This is a genomic window from Sporomusa malonica, from assembly GCF_900176355.1.
Classification (GTDB): Bacteria; Bacillota; Negativicutes; order Sporomusales; family Sporomusaceae; genus Sporomusa; species Sporomusa malonica.
The window spans coordinates 55,457-73,524 of sequence record NZ_FWXI01000010.1 but is presented as its reverse complement, the minus strand read 5'-3'; the positions used below and the strand labels follow the sequence as shown (position 1 = coordinate 73,524).

The 18,068-nt window shown below is 44.7% G+C and carries 22 protein-coding genes and 1 tRNA gene; 12 read left to right on the top strand and 11 right to left on the bottom strand.

Annotated elements, in window-relative coordinates:
* Positions 1-103: 103 nt before the first annotated feature.
* From nadD to B9A22_RS12940, 6 genes are all read left to right on the top strand, one after another.
* Complete coding sequence (gene nadD / locus B9A22_RS12965; protein ID WP_084576155.1) at positions 104-718, top strand: nicotinate-nucleotide adenylyltransferase; 615 nt, start codon at positions 104-106, stop codon at positions 716-718.
* Positions 719-829: 111 nt separating this feature from the next.
* Positions 830-1,081: an RNA recognition motif domain-containing protein gene (locus B9A22_RS12960; protein WP_084576154.1), complete on the top strand. Its 252-nt coding sequence runs from the start codon at positions 830-832 to the stop codon at positions 1,079-1,081.
* Between the two features lie 142 nt (positions 1,082-1,223).
* Positions 1,224-1,796, top strand: coding sequence for a bis(5'-nucleosyl)-tetraphosphatase (symmetrical) YqeK (gene yqeK / locus B9A22_RS12955; protein ID WP_084576153.1), 573 nt, complete (start codon positions 1,224-1,226; stop codon positions 1,794-1,796).
* 42 nt (positions 1,797-1,838) lie between these two features.
* The gene (locus B9A22_RS12950) at positions 1,839-2,843 is read left to right on the top strand and encodes an LCP family protein (protein WP_084576152.1); all 1,005 of its coding nucleotides are present in this window, start codon (positions 1,839-1,841) and stop codon (positions 2,841-2,843) included.
* A 138-nt stretch (positions 2,844-2,981) separates the two neighbouring features.
* Positions 2,982-3,332 carry a ribosome silencing factor gene (gene rsfS / locus B9A22_RS12945; protein ID WP_084576151.1) on the top strand — a complete coding sequence of 117 codons (351 nt, stop codon included), beginning with the start codon at positions 2,982-2,984 and terminating at the stop codon, positions 3,330-3,332.
* 8 nt (positions 3,333-3,340) lie between these two features.
* Positions 3,341-4,228, top strand: coding sequence for a CvfB family protein (locus tag B9A22_RS12940; RefSeq protein ID WP_084576150.1), 888 nt, complete (start codon positions 3,341-3,343; stop codon positions 4,226-4,228).
* A 23-nt stretch (positions 4,229-4,251) separates the two neighbouring features.
* Here B9A22_RS12940 and B9A22_RS26335 read toward each other — a convergent pair whose 3' ends face one another.
* Complete coding sequence (locus B9A22_RS26335) at positions 4,252-4,386, bottom strand: hypothetical protein (protein WP_281252394.1); 135 nt, start codon at positions 4,384-4,386, stop codon at positions 4,252-4,254.
* 55 nt (positions 4,387-4,441) lie between these two features.
* Positions 4,442-4,642: a hypothetical protein gene (locus tag B9A22_RS12935; protein WP_084576149.1), complete on the bottom strand. Its 201-nt coding sequence runs from the start codon at positions 4,640-4,642 to the stop codon at positions 4,442-4,444.
* Between the two features lie 152 nt (positions 4,643-4,794).
* Here B9A22_RS12935 and B9A22_RS12930 point away from each other — a divergent pair, with 152 nt between their 5' ends.
* Positions 4,795-4,983 (top strand): hypothetical protein, encoded by a 189-nt coding sequence (locus B9A22_RS12930; RefSeq protein WP_084576148.1) that lies wholly within the window; start codon positions 4,795-4,797, stop codon positions 4,981-4,983.
* 23 nt (positions 4,984-5,006) lie between these two features.
* Here B9A22_RS12930 and B9A22_RS12925 read toward each other — a convergent pair whose 3' ends face one another.
* The 5 genes from B9A22_RS12925 to B9A22_RS12905 form a co-directional block, all read right to left on the bottom strand.
* Positions 5,007-5,885 carry a DMT family transporter gene (locus B9A22_RS12925; protein WP_084576147.1) on the bottom strand — a complete coding sequence of 293 codons (879 nt, stop codon included), beginning with the start codon at positions 5,883-5,885 and terminating at the stop codon, positions 5,007-5,009.
* Between the two features lie 119 nt (positions 5,886-6,004).
* Positions 6,005-7,339 (bottom strand): hemolysin family protein, encoded by a 1,335-nt coding sequence (locus B9A22_RS12920; RefSeq protein WP_084576146.1) that lies wholly within the window; start codon positions 7,337-7,339, stop codon positions 6,005-6,007.
* Positions 7,340-7,414: 75 nt separating this feature from the next.
* A complete protein-coding gene (locus tag B9A22_RS12915; protein WP_084576145.1) occupies positions 7,415-7,744 on the bottom strand; it encodes a YnfA family protein in 330 nt (109 codons plus the stop codon).
* Between the two features lie 55 nt (positions 7,745-7,799).
* A complete protein-coding gene (locus B9A22_RS12910) occupies positions 7,800-8,387 on the bottom strand; it encodes a YqaA family protein (RefSeq protein WP_084576144.1) in 588 nt (195 codons plus the stop codon).
* Between the two features lie 443 nt (positions 8,388-8,830).
* Positions 8,831-8,906: transfer RNA gene (locus B9A22_RS12905), tRNA-Ala, on the bottom strand.
* Between the two features lie 216 nt (positions 8,907-9,122).
* Here B9A22_RS12905 and B9A22_RS12900 point away from each other — a divergent pair.
* The 5 genes from B9A22_RS12900 (at position 9,123) to B9A22_RS12880 (ending at position 13,606) form a co-directional block, all read left to right on the top strand.
* Positions 9,123-10,316, top strand: a complete 1,194-nt coding sequence (locus B9A22_RS12900) for a metal-dependent hydrolase family protein (protein WP_245823984.1) — start codon at positions 9,123-9,125, stop codon at positions 10,314-10,316.
* Positions 10,309-10,617, top strand: coding sequence for a SemiSWEET family sugar transporter (locus B9A22_RS12895; protein WP_217805949.1), 309 nt, complete (start codon positions 10,309-10,311; stop codon positions 10,615-10,617). The genes B9A22_RS12900 and B9A22_RS12895 overlap by 8 nt, the downstream gene beginning before the upstream one ends.
* On the top strand, positions 10,601-11,464 hold the full coding sequence (locus B9A22_RS12890; protein ID WP_084576141.1) for an AAA family ATPase: 864 nt from the start codon (positions 10,601-10,603) through the stop codon (positions 11,462-11,464). Before B9A22_RS12895 ends, B9A22_RS12890 begins: the two co-directional genes overlap by 17 nt.
* Positions 11,461-12,831 (top strand): VWA domain-containing protein, encoded by a 1,371-nt coding sequence (locus B9A22_RS12885; protein WP_084576140.1) that lies wholly within the window; start codon positions 11,461-11,463, stop codon positions 12,829-12,831. Before B9A22_RS12890 ends, B9A22_RS12885 begins: the two co-directional genes overlap by 4 nt.
* Positions 12,832-12,925: 94 nt before the next feature.
* The gene (locus B9A22_RS12880; RefSeq protein WP_084576139.1) at positions 12,926-13,606 is read left to right on the top strand and encodes a TerC family protein; all 681 of its coding nucleotides are present in this window, start codon (positions 12,926-12,928) and stop codon (positions 13,604-13,606) included.
* A 33-nt stretch (positions 13,607-13,639) separates the two neighbouring features.
* Here the strand turns inward: B9A22_RS12880 and B9A22_RS12875 are convergent, their stop codons facing one another.
* The 4 genes from B9A22_RS12875 to B9A22_RS12860 form a co-directional block, all read right to left on the bottom strand.
* A complete protein-coding gene (locus B9A22_RS12875) occupies positions 13,640-14,536 on the bottom strand; it encodes a hypothetical protein (RefSeq protein WP_084576138.1) in 897 nt (298 codons plus the stop codon).
* Positions 14,537-14,627: 91 nt separating this feature from the next.
* On the bottom strand, positions 14,628-15,239 hold the full coding sequence (locus B9A22_RS12870; protein WP_084576137.1) for a 4Fe-4S binding protein: 612 nt from the start codon (positions 15,237-15,239) through the stop codon (positions 14,628-14,630).
* Positions 15,240-15,417: 178 nt separating this feature from the next.
* Positions 15,418-16,365 carry a metal-dependent hydrolase gene (locus tag B9A22_RS12865; RefSeq protein WP_084576136.1) on the bottom strand — a complete coding sequence of 316 codons (948 nt, stop codon included), beginning with the start codon at positions 16,363-16,365 and terminating at the stop codon, positions 15,418-15,420.
* 95 nt (positions 16,366-16,460) lie between these two features.
* Positions 16,461-17,882 (bottom strand): amino acid permease, encoded by a 1,422-nt coding sequence (locus tag B9A22_RS12860; protein ID WP_084576135.1) that lies wholly within the window; start codon positions 17,880-17,882, stop codon positions 16,461-16,463.
* Positions 17,883-18,068 lie beyond the last annotated feature (186 nt).

Here is an 18,068-nt window from a genome sequence, read left to right as displayed (position 1 = left end):
TTCTTATGGTGTAACCCTTAAACAGCTTTGCATAAGGCCAGACATTTGCTATAATAGTAGGTGAAGTTTTGGAATTTTTTGCATATTTGAAAGGCAGATAATCATGGCGCACGCAAAAGCGAAAGTTGGTATTATGGGCGGGACGTTTGACCCCATTCATGTAGGTCATTTAGTCACGGCTGAAGCTGTTCGTATTGAATATAAGCTTGATAAAGTCTTGTTTATTCCGGCGAGTAACCCGCCGCATAAACAAGAATCAATGGTTACACCAGCCATTCATCGCTATATTATGACCGTAATGGCCACATACTCTAACCCGCATTTTTTTGTTTCAGGCATTGAGCTTGAGCGCTCTGGCCCCTCGTATACGGTGGATACTGTCAGAGGGTTGATTGATTGTTATGGTGCCAGCACTGAATTTTACTTTATTACAGGCGCTGATGCAGTGAAGGATTTGCCAAGCTGGCAGGAAATTGATCAGCTCTTAGATTTATGTTACTTTGTGGCTGCTACACGTCCTGGCTGTATTAGTTATATCGACCAGGTCATCAAGCAATTTGGTGTAAAAGGACGGCGTAGTATCCAACGCTTAGCTACGCCGGAGCTAGAGATATCTTCAACTGACATTCGGGAAAGGATAAAAAAAGGCCGTTCCATTAAATATATAGTCCCCGAAAGCGTAGAAGATTATATTTATAAAGAAGGGTTATACCGCTAGCTCCCAAATTAAGGCAGCGTTTTGGCAAGCATAAAACCTGTATTTTTGCAGATAATGTTAACGTAAAATCTATTTTGTTTAAGTATCCTGATGTAACGGAGGTGATTCCTTATGGCAAAAACACTCTATGTCGGTAATCTGCCTTGGAACACCACAGAAACAGCTCTTGCCGATGCTTTTCGTCCGCATGGTTCTGTGGTTTCAAGCAGAATAATTACTGATAAAGAAACGGGTCGTTCCCGTGGTTTCGGGTTTGTGGAAGTGGAAGATGCTGACGCAGATAAAATGGTTGAGGCCATGAACGGCTTTGACTTCGCAGGCCGCCAGATTGTTGTTAATGAAGCTAAACCGAGGCAAGGATAAATTTAAAGTAGCCTTATACTTAGATGATTGTTTTCTGTATGCTCTATTCACCTCCTATTTTTAGGAGGTTTTTTATTTATATAAAGAGGAAATCTGCACAAACTGACGAATTTTAGTAATTGAGAATAGGTGGTGTCAAATATTGGACTATAATCAGGCAGTAGGCAAACTGTCACAAACCTTATCGGCTAAACGGTTCAGCCATTCGCTTGGTGTGAGTCAGACGGCTGCAGAACTCGCCGCCCGCTTTGCAGAAGATGTGGCTAAGGCCAAATTGGCTGGATTACTTCACGATTGTGCTCGGGCTATACCCAGCAATAACCTATTGCAAATGGCCGAAGTCTTTGCTATAGTGGTGAATGATGTCGAGCGTTGTCAGCCGGTGCTTTTACATGCGCCGCTTGGTGCTTGTCTGGCCCAAAAGGAATATGGGGTTGACGACCCGCACATTTTGAAGGCCATTGCGCTTCATACCACAGGCGGACGTGATTTATCAAACCTTGATAAGATTATTTACCTGGCTGATTTTATTGAGCCAAGCCGGGATTTCCCAGGCATAGACAAGCTTCGCAGTTTAGCTTCAGATAATTTAGACGCGGCAATGCTTGCCGCATATGATAAGTCCCTTCACTATGTGATTGAGCAGGGTGCGCTTATACATCCGGCTACTGTTGAGGGTCGGAATTATTTACTATTACAAAGACAAACAACTTAATTTAAGTGAAGGGTGTTGTCTTTCGGGAGAGGAGATGATACCATGAACGATCGTCGGAACAAATCGGGCCAGCGGCGGCGTACAATTCGTTGGGATAGGGTGCTAATCCTGCTTGTCATGTTGTTGGTTGCTGTAGTGGCATTAGCTGGCGCTACTGTATACGCTTACCTTAATATTGTTCGTACTCCGCCGGCAACGCAAGTCGTCAAGTCTACTCAACGTATGCCAGAAACGCTAAGCAACAGAGTAAATATTCTGCTCCTGGGAGTGGATGATAAGGATCATGAGAATCCTTATGATACGGCTAGGCGCTCAGATACCATGATGGTAGCAAGCATTAGCCCGCAAGACGGGACTGTGAATTTATTGTCATTACCGCGTGATACTAAGGTCAATATTCCAGGGCGCAAAGGCTATGACAAGCTAAACCATGCGTATGCCTATGGTGGAGCTGAGCTGACTCGCAGCACTGTTGAGCAATTCTTGCACATTCCGATCAATTACTATGTAGTCATTGACTGGCAGGCGTTTATTAAGGTGATTGATATCCTGGGCGGAGTTGACCTCTATGTTGAGCATGATATGAACTACGAGGATCCCTACGCTAACCTTGATATTAATATTAAGAAGGGGTATCAGCACTTAGACGGAGAAAAGGCTGGCCAATATGTACGTTTTCGCAGCGATGAGCTTGGTGACATTGGCCGAGTGCAGCGCCAGCAGCGTTTCTTAAAAGCGCTAGCTAAAGAGATGATGCAAGTAGGTACCATTTTGAAATTACCTGCGCTAGTTAATACCCTTAACCAATATGTTGAGACAGATATGTCGGCAATCACCATGGCTAAAGTGGCCAACAGTCTCAAGAGCTTTAGCTCAAGTAACCTTCATACTGAAATGTTGCCTGGAGATTTTGCGACAATTGAGGGGCTTAGTTATTGGGTACCTGACAAGGAACAGACAAAGCAGTTGGTCGAAACAATGTTTATGCTTACAGCCAAAGTTAGCGGGGTATATCAGGAAAATCTTGGTTCTACCCGTAAAAATTAAAGATTATGGACGGTAAAGTGCATTTTATTGCGCTTTACCTTTTTTTTGCAGGAAAATTGGCTTCTTAGCCCGAATAAAATAAATTTGGAAAGAAAAAGCTATTTAAAGAAGAGTGTTCCAGGAGGTATTTTTTAACGAATGATTCAAACGGACAATAATTTAGCTGAATTAGTAGCTAAGGCTGCCAGCGACAAAAAAGCACGCGATATCGTGATTATGGATTTAACCGGCATCTCACCGGTGACTGACCACTTCGTCATCTGTAGTGCTAACTCAACTACCCAGGTGCAAGCCATTGCTGATAACATTGAGGAACAGCTTGCCGAGCAGGGGATTAAAGTACTACACAAAGAAGGCTACCGTGATGCGCATTGGGTGCTTCTGGATTATGGCCACTGTGTAGCTCATGTATTTGTCGAAGATGATCGGCAATTCTACAAGCTTGAGCGTCTGTGGGGCGATGCCAAACAAGTAGTTTATCAAGGTTAGGTGTAATCATGGATAACCGTAAACATAACTATAAACCGGGCGATGTAGTTGATTTGACTGTAGTCCGTAAAAGTGAAATGGGGGCATTTCTCGACGCTGGCACCGGTAATACCAGTGACGATATATTGCTGCATAAGGTGCAGCAGGCTGAAGAAGTCACCGTAGGACAAACTGTCAAGGTATACCTGTATGCAGATCCTAAAGGCCGGTTGACAGCCAGTATGCGACTGCCTCAGATGCGGGAAGGACAAGTTGCCAGAGTTGAAGTGATTAACACAACTCGCGATGGAACCTTTGTCAATATTGGCGCTGAGCGGGGAGTATTTATGCCCCATGCTGGCAGAAGAGGGATGCCGCGCCGCGGGGAAAAGGTATGGGTCAAGCTATATCGCGATAAATCCGGTCGTCCTGCTGTTACGATGGAAGTGGAAGATGAGCTCAGACAGGCTTCCAAACCGGCTGAAGGCGTAAAAGTTGGTGATACTGTTATTGGTTCAGTGTACAATTATAGCGACCAAGGAGCCTTTCTTTTTACTAAAGACAGGTTTATTGCGTTTCTTCATAATGATGAGATGACTGAGCGTCCACGCGTTGGCGAGGAACTTGAGACCCGGGTTACCTTTCTTAGAGAAGATGGACGCCTTAATGTCTCCATGCGTCCGGTCAAAGAAAATGCCATGGATGTTGACGCTGAGAAAATACTTGAAGTACTTCGGGCTAGAGGCGGCCAGATGCCGTATAGTGACGATTCACCTCCCGAAATTATTAAGGAAAAGTTTAATATCAGTAAAGCATCTTTTAAGCGGGCTATCGGACGTCTCCTGAGAGCCCAGCTTATTGAACAAAAAGAGGGCTGGACCTACTTAAACGCAAAAGAAACAGAAGGTGGCGATTAAGCCGCCTTCTGTTTCTTTTGCTTTTAAGTGGGAAGAGAATTCTTGCAGGGCATATGCTTTTTTTGGCTAGCCTTGTTCGCATTTTTTTCGTTATTCATGCTAGCTGCCGGCTTATTATTTTTTGCATTGTTGGAATCTAATAAGTCTTTAGTGGCCATAAAATCCCTCCTTAGCGACTTGCTTGCGGCAAACTGCCACTTATCTTCTGGGAGGTCAGCCGCCCTCTTTAGTTATCTCTTTGGCAGATTGGGCAGAAGGCTGCAGGCCAGCGGCAGAAATAGTATCATTACTTACCTCATATTTTGCTTGGGTTGGGCTTGTCCGAGGGCCTTCGCTGATTAAACTGTTAGCTCCCACCTGCGATTCACCAGCAAGATTTTTGCCATTCCAGAAAGCCGTTTTTTTGGTTGTCAAATTATCACCTCCCAATGCTGAAATTAGTTTTCCCGCTTGATAGATTCACATGAGCGACAATGATTACTAGTTTTGTAAAGTGTAGATGCCGATTACATGATTTTTCAATTTTGCGGAAAAACTAATAGAAACATAAGTAGGGAGGTACATGCATGGATCAACAACTACAGACCATCTCACTGCAAGTTAAGGCGCTTAGACAGCAGCTTAGCGAGCTTATGCACAATTCTAATTCAGCAGATGCTGAGATAATACTGGCAAGCAGTACTTTAGATACCCAACTTGAGGATTATGGGCATACCATTAACGAGAAACGCTACCCATCGATGCGGACCTTCTAGCCACCGGTCAGGTGGCTTTTTGATTAACTATGCTTAAAGCTGAGATAAACACCGGCAACAATAAGAGCTGCACCAGAGAAGAAGGCGACTGTCAGATGCTCGCCCAGCAGCGCCCAGCCAAGCAGGCTGCCGACAATAGGTTGAAAGAAGAAGAACGGCCCGGCTTGATGAGAAGATAAGAGTGATAGGCCCTTATTCCAGGTGAAGAAAGCTACTGCTGTGGATGCAATACCAATATAAAGAATGCTGAGAATAATAGGCCAAGTTGTCAGCACATTGTAATTCCAGCTTCCTAATTCGGTTAAAGAAGCCACCCCGGTAAATAGTGTGGCAATGAGAACGCCAGCTGTTGTAACTGTGAGCGGTGAATGGATAAAAGAGGCCTGACGCGCTAACACAGATTGATAGCCCCAAAACAAAGCTGCCAGCAGCAAGATAAGATTGCCCCACAAAGCACGGCCGACACTTTCGCCACTAGCACTTGTAAGAATAATAACCAATACACCGGCAAACGCGATAGCCATAGCAATTCCCGCACGATGGGACATGCGTTCTTTAAGTAACCAGATAGCAAAGAGTGATTGAAAAATGGGAGATAGTGTGGTAATCACTGCTCCCATGTGGGCAGACGAAAGGTTGGTTCCGATAAATTGAGAGCTAATTGATAGAAAATATCCAATGAATCCAACCTGAAGCAATGCTTTACGCTCATGGACAGGGAAAATTGGCATACCGCTTAGACGGCAGGCTAAAATAAGGGCCAGAGATGCGGTCAAATAACGTAAAAACAAGAGTGTAAAAGGGGGAACCGCATCCATAGCATATTTACTGACAACATAAAGGCCGCCCCAAAGGCTGGCAGCCAGCGATAGGCAAATAGCACCAATATATGTTTTGCGCATAATTCACCTCAGTAGTTTATATATAAAAGTTAATTATTCTCCTATATTGGCGTTAATCCTTTACTAATTGCAAAATATATAAAAACCCTGCGACTTTTTGTTCGCAGGGTTTTGTGGTCCTATTCAGATTGATGCGTATTTTCGTCTTGCATGAATGATCGGGTAATAAGAACTTTATCAACCCGCGCCTTATCCATATCTACAATTTCAAAGCGGTATCCGCTCCAGATAAAGTAGTCTGCGGCACTAGGTATATGGCCGAGATATGAAACAATAAACCCACCAAGGGTCTGAAAGTAACCTCGCTCTTCGCCAGGTAAACGGTCAATGTCAAGCAGCTCTTTCAATTCCTCTGCTGACAGCATTCCGTCGACTAGCCATGATCCATCGTCGCGGGCAACAATATCAGGGTCTTCATCTTCACCGAGATATGGCATATCACCGACAATATGTTCAGCAATATCGTAGAGGCTGATTAAACCAGAGATGCCGCCATATTCATCTACCACGAGCGCAACATAAATTCCAGTTTCCTGAAATTTTTCCAGTACCTTTAAAGCAGGGGTGTTCTTTGGTATATAGAGAGGCTGGCGGGCAGCTTTTTCAAGTTGTAAAGGCCGGCCGGGGACATAATTTGATAAGAGTTCGTTAGAGTAAACAACACCCATTATGTCATCTAAAGTGCCGCGCGCTAGCGGAAAGAACAGATGATTCGTGTTCCTGATAATGCGCAGGTTGTATTGATCGTTATCTTCAATATCCAGCCATTTAATCTGGGTGCGGGGCGTCATGAGTGCGCCTACACGCATATCACCAAGGACAAAAATCTTTTCTACCATTTCACGTTCAGACTTTTCAAAGACTCCATGCTGTGCGCCCTGGCCAATTAACACTCGTACTTCCTCTTCAGTGACTGGCGGTTCTTCCGGCGGTTTAGCGCCTAACAGCTTCATTACCATATTAGTTGACAGGCCTAAGAGATGAACAAGAGGCCTGTTAATCCGTACAAACGCTGACATTGGTCTAGCAACGGCTGTGGCGATTTTCTCAGGATTATTGAGCGCTAATTTTTTTGGTACCAATTCACCAATGATCAGTGATAAATAGGTGATGGTGCCTACGACAATGGCAAGACTGATGGCATCACTGTAGCCACGAAGGAACGGAAGTGTATTTAATAGGGAAGCAAGAAAAACAGATAATTTGGCGCCGCCAAAAGCGCCTGTAAGAATACCAATTAGCGTAATGCCAATTTGCACAGCAGATAAAAGCGGCGTGGGTTCTTCTGTTAGCTTGAGCGCGGCTTGAGCACCTTTGCTGCCGCTGGCAGCCATGTTTTCTAAACGGCTCTTCCGGGAAGATACGATAGCCATTTCAGTTAATGCAAATAATCCATTCGCAAGAATAAGAACCAAAATAATAACAATCTCGGTACTAATCGAGGCTGTGTCCAAAATTACGATAACACTCTCCCTGTAATGAAATAATATGTATGATTACAAGTATATCATATCCGTTTACTCACTGCATCAAACCCGGGGCCAATACATAATTATCAAAACCCCCACAAGAGCTACCAGGCCGCCGATTATATCAAATTTGTCAGGTGCTACCTTATCGACACCCCAGCCCCACAAAATGGAGAGTACAATAAAAACACCTCCATACGCCGCATATACTCGGCCAAAATTAGCTGGTTGAAGGGTAGGGATGATTCCATAAATAATGAGGATAACGGCTCCAGCTACAGCGTACATTATGCCTTTTCCCTCACGTAGCCACAGCCAGATAAGATATCCACCGCCGATTTCACACACACCAGCTAAGATAAAATACAGAATCGATTTGCAAAAATCCACGTGAATCCTCCTTAAATAAGGAGCCCGCAAGCTTTTAACAGCAGCGGGCAAAAAATTATAACTCATTGACCATGGGTTTCGCCTTTTTACTCTTTTTCATAACGTACGCAATTAGCCCTATGCCTGCTATAACGATAAGCGAGATAATCATCAAATCATCTTTATGTTGGTTAAACATTGCTACAGCTTGGGGACCAAAATAGTAAATCAGTACTCCCTCAAGTAAGAAGCGTTTACCGCGACCAAGGAAAGAAATGGCAAAAAATAACGGCATGTTTATTTTTAGTGCTCCGGCTGTTATGCTGACAAACTTATACGGAATAGGGGATAGGGAGGCTAAAAATACAGCCCATAAGGCATTTTCTTTTACTGTTCCGTATATCTTATCTATATATCGGTCAGGTATAAACTTGCGGGCCGCAGGCAGTCCAATCTTTAGTCCCAGCATATAGCCGATCACACCACCTAAGACAGATACAACAGTAGTGGCCAAGCCATAGTATATAGCATTTTGCGGGTTGGCCAATGCTAAGGGGATGAGAAGCAGGTCAGGCAATACAGGAGAAATAAATGACTCTGTGAACGCGGCAATTAAGAGGCCGGTAAGACCCCATTCTAAAAGTATTTCTACGATTGCTTCCATTGACACGCTCCCCTCTATTTAGATTTTTTCTATTTCGCAGTTTAAACAATAAGAAAACACGGCTTGCGCCGAGCCTTTAGGCGACAGCGGAGGCCGATGTTTGCCTTATCCAGGAGGAAAGTTATACTTTCCTAACAGGACTAAAAAGCGAAACACTTTGGCATGGCCTAAATCCATACTAAAGGTCTCGCTAATTGGTATTTACCAATGGTAGGCCAGACTGAGCGATGTGTGTTGACGCTACCTCACAAGTGCTGCATTTGCAGGCTACTTCCCTTTAGAATATAGCATGGGTTGATACTAGTTTATCTTACAGACGCATATCAGTCAAGGTATTATATACAGCAAAAGCTGGATCAGTTTGAATATTCCTATACGAGCTGCAACTCGGTTGAGAGAAAGTAAAAAGCCTGCAAGGTAAAAACCTTACAAGCTTTTTAACTTGGTGGAGATAAGCAGGATCGAACTGCTGACCTCTTGAATGCCATTCAAGCGCTCTCCCAGCTGAGCTATACCCCCATGATTGAATTATCTATATTACATTTGTAATTATACTTAGACAGTGACATAATGTCAAGGTCGGTTTTCTAAAATATTCTGTATAGATTTGGCAGGTACTTGGTAAATGTATGCAGAATATTTCTGCATACACACCGCAATAATGTTGATGTCGGCGGGAAACCCAAAATATATCCTGCTGCATGAAGAAATATATGGAAGAGGGAACTTGCTGTGATGCTAATAAAAGCTGGTTTATTGATTGATGGTACAGGCGGGCCAGCTCAAGCTGCCTGTTATCTGGCGGTCAAAGACGGATTTATTGTCGGCAGAGGACAGGCGGGAGACTTTGCTGCAGACCAAGTAGCTGCAGCCGTAGACTATTCTGCGTACACTGTTATGCCTGGGCTCATTGATCCGCATGTGCATTTATTTCTGGAAGGCATCTCTGATCAAAAAGTCCGTACCTTACGGTGGAAAGAAGACAAAGAAACAACTCTTATCCGAGCGGTTAAGAATCTGGCCCTGACGCTTAAACAGGGTGTGACTACTGTTCGCGATTTAGGCGGACCTTATGGGATCAATTCATTAGTAAAAAAGGCTATTAATCAAGGCGTCGTTTCCGGTCCCCGGGTGCTGACTTCCCGGCAAGCCATTTCAATTACCGGCGGTCATTTTCATTATGCTGGCGGACGGGAAGCTGATGGGCCAGACGAGATGATTAAAGCAGTACGCGAACAGGCCAAAGGCAATGCGGACTGTATAAAATTTATGATGACAGGCTGTGTAAATTTTGTTCGCCAGGATGCCGGTTTTGTCGAACTGTCATTGGCTGAGGCCCAAGCTGTTGTAAATGAGGCGCAACGGTTAAAAAAGCCGGTTGCTGTGCACGCCAACGGCATAGATGGTGTTCGTCAGGCATTAGCGGTGGGTGTAACCACCCTGGAACATGGTGCGCTCATTGACGAGGATACCACGGATTTAATAACTGAGAGCGGGGTATATTGGATACCAACATTAGTTCCCTTTGAACGGATGCTGGATTATGGCCGGACCCACCAGGCTAAGACACTCCCAGAAGATAACATTGAGTCTGTGTATTTACGTCACCAATCCATGGTACTTAGGGCATTTCAGGCTGGAGCCAACATTGTTGCCGGTACTGATGCCGGGGCTCTGGGGGTAATGCATGGTGATATGTGGCGGGAAATCTGTTTATTGGTCGAGTGCGGCCTGCCGCCATCTGCTGCACTGCAGTCGGCTACCCGTTTGTCGGCTCAAGCAATAGGGCTGGGGGATGAAGTAGGGACAGTTGAAACAAATAAACGAGCAGATTTGCTGGTACTCAAAGGTAATCCGTTAAAAGACATAGCCTGTGTTAGAAACATTGTAAAAGTGCTCAAGGATGGGAAGGAGTATCCTAATGATTGAATTTATCGGCAGTCTGGCCGGAATTCTTACGACCGTATCCTTTTTTCCACAAGTATTAAAAACAATCAAAAGTAAATCGGCAGGCGATTTTTCAACTGCGTGGATTGTCATGATGACAACTGGTGTTTTTTTCTGGATGATATACGGCTATTATATCAGCAGCATACCAGTATTTCTTGCAAATGTTGTAACTTTGGGCTGCATGTCTATATTGACATGGATAAAATTTTTCGGCAGTAAAGATGATCAATCGGTAAGTAATCAAAGTGACGGAGTTGGTAACAGTGAACGAAGCAATTAATGAGTTGAAGGCAGGGTTAGCCGCCATTGGCTATCTAGCTGATGATAATCTGGCTGCAGCCCTGTATTTAGCGGAAAACCTGGAAAAGCCGCTGTTATTGGAAGGCCCAGCCGGTGTTGGTAAAACTGAATTGGCCAAAGCGTGGTCTCGCTTGCGCGGTTGCCAGCTGATTCGGCTGCAATGCTATGAAGGGCTTGATGAAAGTAAAGCCTTGTATGAATGGAACTATCAGAAACAACTGCTCTATATCCAAATCGAAGCCTTGGCTGAGCGTGGATGGGAAAATGGGAGACAGCAAATCTTTGACCAGGAATTTTTGTTAAAACGCCCGCTCTTAACGGCGCTTACCAGCACTGAACCGGTAGTTCTGCTCATCGACGAAATTGACAAGAGCGATCAGGAGTTCGAAAGTTTTCTCTTAGAAGCGTTATCAGACTGGCAGGTAACTATTCCTGAGCTTGGCACGATAAAGGCTGCTACCCGGCCGCATGTTGTACTGACCTCTAATAGTACTCGGGAACTAGGTGATGCCCTGCGCCGTCGGTGCCTGCACTTTCATATTGATTATCCGGATTTTGAACGGGAGCTGGCCATTGTTGAAATCAATGTGCCGGACGTTGACCGTAAATTCGCCAGCCAACTTGTCGAATTTATCCAAAATATTCGCAAACAGCCACTTAAAAAGCCACCCAGCGTCACTGAAAGTATTGATTGGGTGCAGTCGATGAATATATTAGGGGGCGAACTGACGGCTGATGCAGCGCGCGCTACGCTAACTGCTTTGCTCAAATATACCAAAGACCGCGATCTTATTGCCGATAAGTTGCCCTACTTAATAAAACCATGAAACAAATGCTTGTTGATTTTGTTCGCTTGCTGCGCGAAGCCGGTCTATCGGTAACGACAATGGAAGCAGCTGATGCCCTGAAGGCCGCCGAACTTACCGAGTTTGACCCAGTACTATTACGTGGTGTGCTTGAGACAACACTGGTTAAGAGCATGTGGGAGCGTCCGGTGTTTACTGCGTTGTTTGATTTATACTTTGACCTTACGCCCCCGGTAGAACAAGTCAAGCCAAAGCAAGAGGCACTTACAATCAAAGGCGCGACTGCTGATGGTAGTGGACGCAGTTCAGCTGGTGCCGGAGGAGATGCCGACGGCTTACTAGAAATGATTGACAACCAGCCGGCTGCTGTACTGGAAGAATTGGCAAGACAAGTTACCGCTGAAATGCCGCTTGATAATGCTCAGCCTGAAGAAATATCAAATAAACTGCGCCAAGTTCAGGTAGGGTTAAGATGGTTTGAGGCTGTGAACAAGGTTGAGCGTCGTTATGTTACAGAACAGATGAAAGAGAGCGCATTTCAAAAGTGGCAAAAAATCTTTGCCCAATTAGAGGCACTTATTCGCCGGGAGCTTGAACGAAAAGCCGTAAGGCAGTTTGGCCGGCAGCATATAATTAAACTGGTTGAGTTTGCTAATATCCGCCGTCGCGAGTTCGATTGTTTGACAGCAGCTGAAATAACAGCCGTCGAACAAGAGATTACCAAATTGGCGAAAAAGCTAGCCGAACGGCCAGGTATCCGTTTGCGTCATGCTAAACGCGGCAAAGTTGATATCCGCCGCACTTTTCAGGAAGTTGTGCGTACCGGTGGTTGTCCTTTGCGACTAAAATATAGGGACAAGGTGAAAAGTAAAGTTGACTTATGGTTGTTCTGTGATGTCTCCAACTCGGTAGAGCGATTTAGCCGGTTTATGCTGCAATTAGTGCAGGCGGCGCACAGGCGTTACGCCAATATCCGCTCTTTTGTCTTTGTTGATGAAGCTGTCGAGGTGACTGACTGGTTTAAAAATCAGGACGTGAACGCTTTTTTCCAGGCCAGACATCTAAGAGACCGCTTTAACCGGCGAGTAGGCTTATCCCGCTACGATTTAGTGTTTGAGCAGATTGCCAGACATGAACTCCCCGCGATAACGGCTCGCACTAAAGTGATTATTCTAGGTGACGGCCGCAATAACTGGCATCCAGGTGGCAGCGAAGAATTGGCAAAGATTACAGAACGGGCACAAGCGGTTTATTGGCTTAACCCACTGCCGGAAAGTGACTGGCTTGAGGGCGACTGCCTGATGAAAGAATACCAACCGTATTGCAGACAACTATTTGAATGCCGTAATCTAGAGCAGTTGACAGATGTAGCCAACCGGATTTTGTAAAATCCAGGTTGGCTATATCTGTCAGGTACAATTATTAGAAAAGCGGTAATACTAATATTGTTATAGGTGCGGCCAGATTAATGGAGGTGAAGTTGTGGATTGGGCAGTAGCGCTTCTTAGTATTATTACGGTTAATTTGCTCTTAAGTGGCGACAATGCCTTGGTTATCGCCCTTGCCAGCCGCAAGCTACCGCCAGAACAACAAAAAAAGGCCATATTTTGGGGCGGTGCCGGGGCCATTGGATTAAGGATACTTCTAACTTTTGCAGCCATTATTTTGCTTAAGATTCCGTACTTACAATTGATTGGTGGTCTAGCCTTGCTTTGGATTGCTATTAATCTTTTAGCTGGCGAAGAAAACCATGAAGAATTAGAGGCTAAAAACAGCTTAGGCGATGCTATCAAAACCATTATTATAGCCGATCTGGTGATGAGTATTGATAATGTTATTGCAATTGCTGCAGTGGCAAAAGGTAACGTAACTTTACTGGTTATTGGCTTGGCTATTAGTATTCCTATTATTATTTGGGGCAGTAAAGTAATCCACATGCTTATGGAACGCTGGCCGATTATTATTACCATTGGCGCGGCATTTCTGGGGTGGACTGCAGGTGAGATGGCGATCGCCGATAAAAAAATCTTGCCGCTCATAGAACCTTATCCTTGGACACACTGGGCAATACCAGCTGCCTTTGCGATTATTGTTATAATTGTTGGTTCAATGCTCTCCAAATCAAAACAGCCAGGCGGCAGTCAGCAAAACAACAACCTGTAGCACACCGGTTGTTGTTTTGCTTTTCGGATGGTATTAAAATTTAAAATCTCCGCCCATGTACCATCCTTGCTGTATTTTAGTGGCGTCTGTCCAGGTAATTGCTGAACTAGTATCTTCAGAACCCGTATATAAACGGTGTTGCTGATAACGATAGCCTAAGGTGAGAGCGTTGTCATGGCGCCCTGCCACAAGATAGCGCAAGCCGATTTTTCCGTCCAGCATTTGGCCTGAGCCGAGATGCTCAAAATCCAGATTACGCAGATTCCACCAACCCTGACCTTGAGCTAACGCGAGTGGTGAATAAGAGATACTGCCGACTAGCGCAAGTTTTGGCGCTAGTTGTTTCGTGCCTGAAAACCCTACATGTGGTCCGTGATAAACCATGGAATAAGTCGAGTTAAGATTAGGCAAAGATGTGGTGGTTTCAACATAATTCATTATTGAATAATAGCCGTTAGTCATGGAATATTGGCTGTTTGAATACCCATACCCGTAAAAGAACTCCGTGTTAGGGCTGGTAGCCTGCTTAACATCAATATTAATAAAGGTACTGCTGCCATTTGTCTGAAAAACGCCATAATACCATAAGTCTTGAGATTTCGAATAATCCCAGTCCGAATCACTGCCGGTTGCCGGTGTTAATGTGCCTAAAATTCCGGCTTCTATGGTTAGCTTACGGTTAGGAGATAGTTCATATTCATAATTGATTGTAGCGTAATTGCCTGAGTGTGGATAATAAAGCTCAGAAGCACCGCTATTAGCCTGCTGTGAGTCAGCTAAGCCGCTGGTATCACCCGGAAAGGTTATGCGCCACATTTGCGAGCCGCTAGCCTGCCAATTGCTGATCGACAACGTGGAGGCTACTGCTCCCAGCGTTTGTGAAAGCGTGAGCGTTGCCACCATCAGGGCAATAACTATAGGTTTAAGCACGATGCCACTCCTTAGTTTGCATAATTAACAATAAGGAGTAGATTCGCTAAGAACGAAGAATTCCCTTTTAGTATTAAGCAGGTAGTTTATGCTAGCTCTTAAATGTAAGGCTTTGTTTCGGACAAGCAGCAACGCACTTTTCACATTTTAAGCAGTCATTGTGTGTATAACCGGTAGATGTTCCTTTTGCATCATAAGGCGTTAAGTCAAAAGGACATGCTTTAGTACATAATTTGCAACTGACGCAAGTAGGCTCTACATTAAGCGGTTTAGCTGTTTTTCGGGTAAGCCAGCTGGCCATTGTACCCATTGGGCAGAATGAGCACCAGGTACGATGGTTGTAGATAAGGCCCAGCACTATGCCAACAACGGTAGTAATAAAGATGATGCGCAGGAACACAAGGCCCATCTCGTCCCAATTGCCCCAAGCATAGTACATCTGAACGCTAAATACCGTCATAATAAAGGCCACCATAAAAGTACGAAAACCTAGTGTGCGGAAAAAAGCCGGGATAGGTTTGCGTGGTGAAAACCTAGACAGAAGGTTATCATACAGGCTGCCGCGCGGGCAATAATTACCACACCAGTAGCGGCCTTTAAATGGAGCTATAAGCACAGGTGCCAGCATGCAAATAAGGGCAACGATACCGGCGGCCGGATAAAAATAACCAATTGCTAGATAAGCAAAAAACAACCAATACATAGGGTGATTACCTCCTTATAATTATACCCCCTCCCCTGGGGGTGTGGTTGTATTATAATACAACCACATTGTTTATGGCAAGAAAAAAATAAAAAAGCTGAGATGCCACGCTACTACTCGCAATGACCAATCGTTGATTGGCATTGATAACGAATTAGTAGTGAAGCAATATCAGCTCTTAGCATGGTACCTTTATTTTTCGCCCATATGTCTGAATATATGAGTCACAGGGCTGTTCATCACGGCCAAATATTATTGTCGCACTATGCAGGAATCCTTGGTTGAAGAAGTAACGTAAATCATAAATGCGTACAAGTTTTGCAGGGTGCTCCTCATCTTGATATTCAGTGAAATAGCTGAAGGGTGTGAAGGACGCAAAGAACTCGCCTAAGACAGTCCGCTGTGCCCCCTGGAGAGCCGGAGAGAGTGTTTGTTTAATTAACTCGGTGTGGAGGGTTAAAACCGGCTGAAGTGCGCCAATTTGACCGACATAATAGTTATCACTGGTCTCAATAACAAAATCCCAGAAAAATATACTTTTAAGTGACGGCATAACCAATATGCGAGTTAGATTATTGTTGGCAAAATGCTGCCTAAGTAATAGAGTTGCCCTTATTTTAAGCAGGTATCTTAGCAGAGTGTATAGCCCAACTGAGGTGAAAAATAGCAGTGAGGTTTCGCGAGGGGCCAGTCCTTGCAAGAACACCATACACATAATACTTAGAAGTACCGGATCAAAGACGTTGAGCAGACTAAAACTTTTGCGTTCTCGGCTAAATGGGTACAAAATGGCTGCTCCGTGGGCATTAAAAAAATCAATAACGATATGTGAAAGGCCACCTAAAAATGACCAGACAAAAACCTGAGCAAGCGGTGCAGCTGGCATACATAAGAGAAAACCGGCGGCAATTAAACCTGACCACATGAAAAGCCCAGGTATAGAATGAGAAAAGGATCGATGTTGTCTGAGGTAAGAAAAATTGCCGCGGATTTGTGCAATTATATCAAAATCAGGCGCCTGGGCACCAATAATACTAGCCAAGTAAAGAGGGTCGTTAAAGCTTAGGGGGTGGCCTGATAAGCCGGCGACAGCGATACCCACTAAGGCATGGGACAAAGTATCCATGTAAAGCAAAGCCTCCCTGATCTAGGTGACATAATATCGACACTCGATAATTATACCACAGTAGATAGGGAGGCAGTCTATTGGTAATAGCTGGACTATCGAAGAGGTAGTGAAGTGTTATTTGGTTCTTTTCTATCAAGAAACAGCCGGTAATAAGCATAGATAGCGGCCAATATGGGGATGCCGGTATAGACGACAATACGCTGGGCTTCGTCAAAATACAGGCTGACAATTACGACTAAGTTAAGAACAAATGCAAGAATAGGGACAAGGGGATAGAAGGGGGTTTTAAAGCCAAGGGCTTCGACTTTGCCGCCCAGTCTTGTATATTCGCGGCGGAAGTTCATTTGACACCAGGCGATAATCATCCAGATTAAGCAGCCTGTCAAGCCGGTGCTTGACATAAGCCAAAGGTATACAGTATCTGCGGCAAACCTTTCGGTAAGAAGCGACATGCAGGCCAGTATAAGTGTTATCAGTACACCATTATAAGGTACGCCGCTCGTGTTCAATTTTCCGAGCCAGGACGGGGCTTGATTGTCTTGAGCCATTGACCATAGAAGTCGTGAGCAGGCGTATAGAGCTGAGTTACCTGCTGATAAGGCCGAGGTAAGTACGACAAAGCTCATAATATCTTTGGCATAAGGAATACCTGTTTTACCGAAGACATAAGCAAATGGGCTCTCTAATACACTTGCCTCTGATGCCGGAATGTTACCGGCAAGCACAATCATGGCCAGTACATAGAACATAACGATCCGTACAGAAATGCCTTTAATAACCCGCGGCACGTTTTTTCCTGGGTCTTTGCATTCGCCGGCGGCGATGCCGACAAGTTCTGCTCCTTGGAAAGAGTAGATAACAGCAATCATGGTCAAAAATACCGCTCCAAACCCGTTGGGGAACAGGCCGCCACCAGTATTGAAATTCGAAAAACCAAGTCCGGCTTGTCCACTACTAAACCCAAATATTAGGCCTGATCCGGCAATGATAAAGGATACGATGGCAGCCACTTTAATACTGGCAAACCAAAACTCGGTTTCCCCATAGGCTTTAACTGATACCAAATTGAGACCGGCCAAAGCTGCAGCAAATACAGCGCACCAAATCCAAACTGCGACATCAGGGAACCAATTGTGCATTATAATACCGGCAGCCGTAAAGTCGGCAGCAATACAGATCGCCCAGTTAATCCAGTATAGCCAGCCGGTGGTGAAGCCGGCACCAGGAGAGATAAAGCGAGTGGCATAGCTTTGGAAGGAGCCGGACACTGGCATGGCGACAGTCAGCTCAGCAAGGCATAATAGTACTAAATACATGATAAGTCCGCCGACCATATAGGCTAAAATAGCGCCAAATGAACCGGCTTGGTTAATCGTTTGGCCCGAACCCATAAATAGTCCGGTGCCGATCGTGCCGCCAATCGATATCATAAGCAGGTGGCGGGACTTCATGTCACGCTTGAGGCCATGTTTTTCGGGGCACAATTCAGATAAATTAACAGGTTGGTTTGACATTGAGACTATCCTCCTCCAGATGTCATTGTTAAATAATGTCCTCAACCATAATACTCTATCACCCATTAATTAGCAAGAATTATTAGATAGTAGCTGTAAAAAGGCCTGCCAAATAATTATATTGACTGGATACAGTTTCTGTAATATGATAAAATTAGTTAAATAATAATAATGATGTACCCTAAG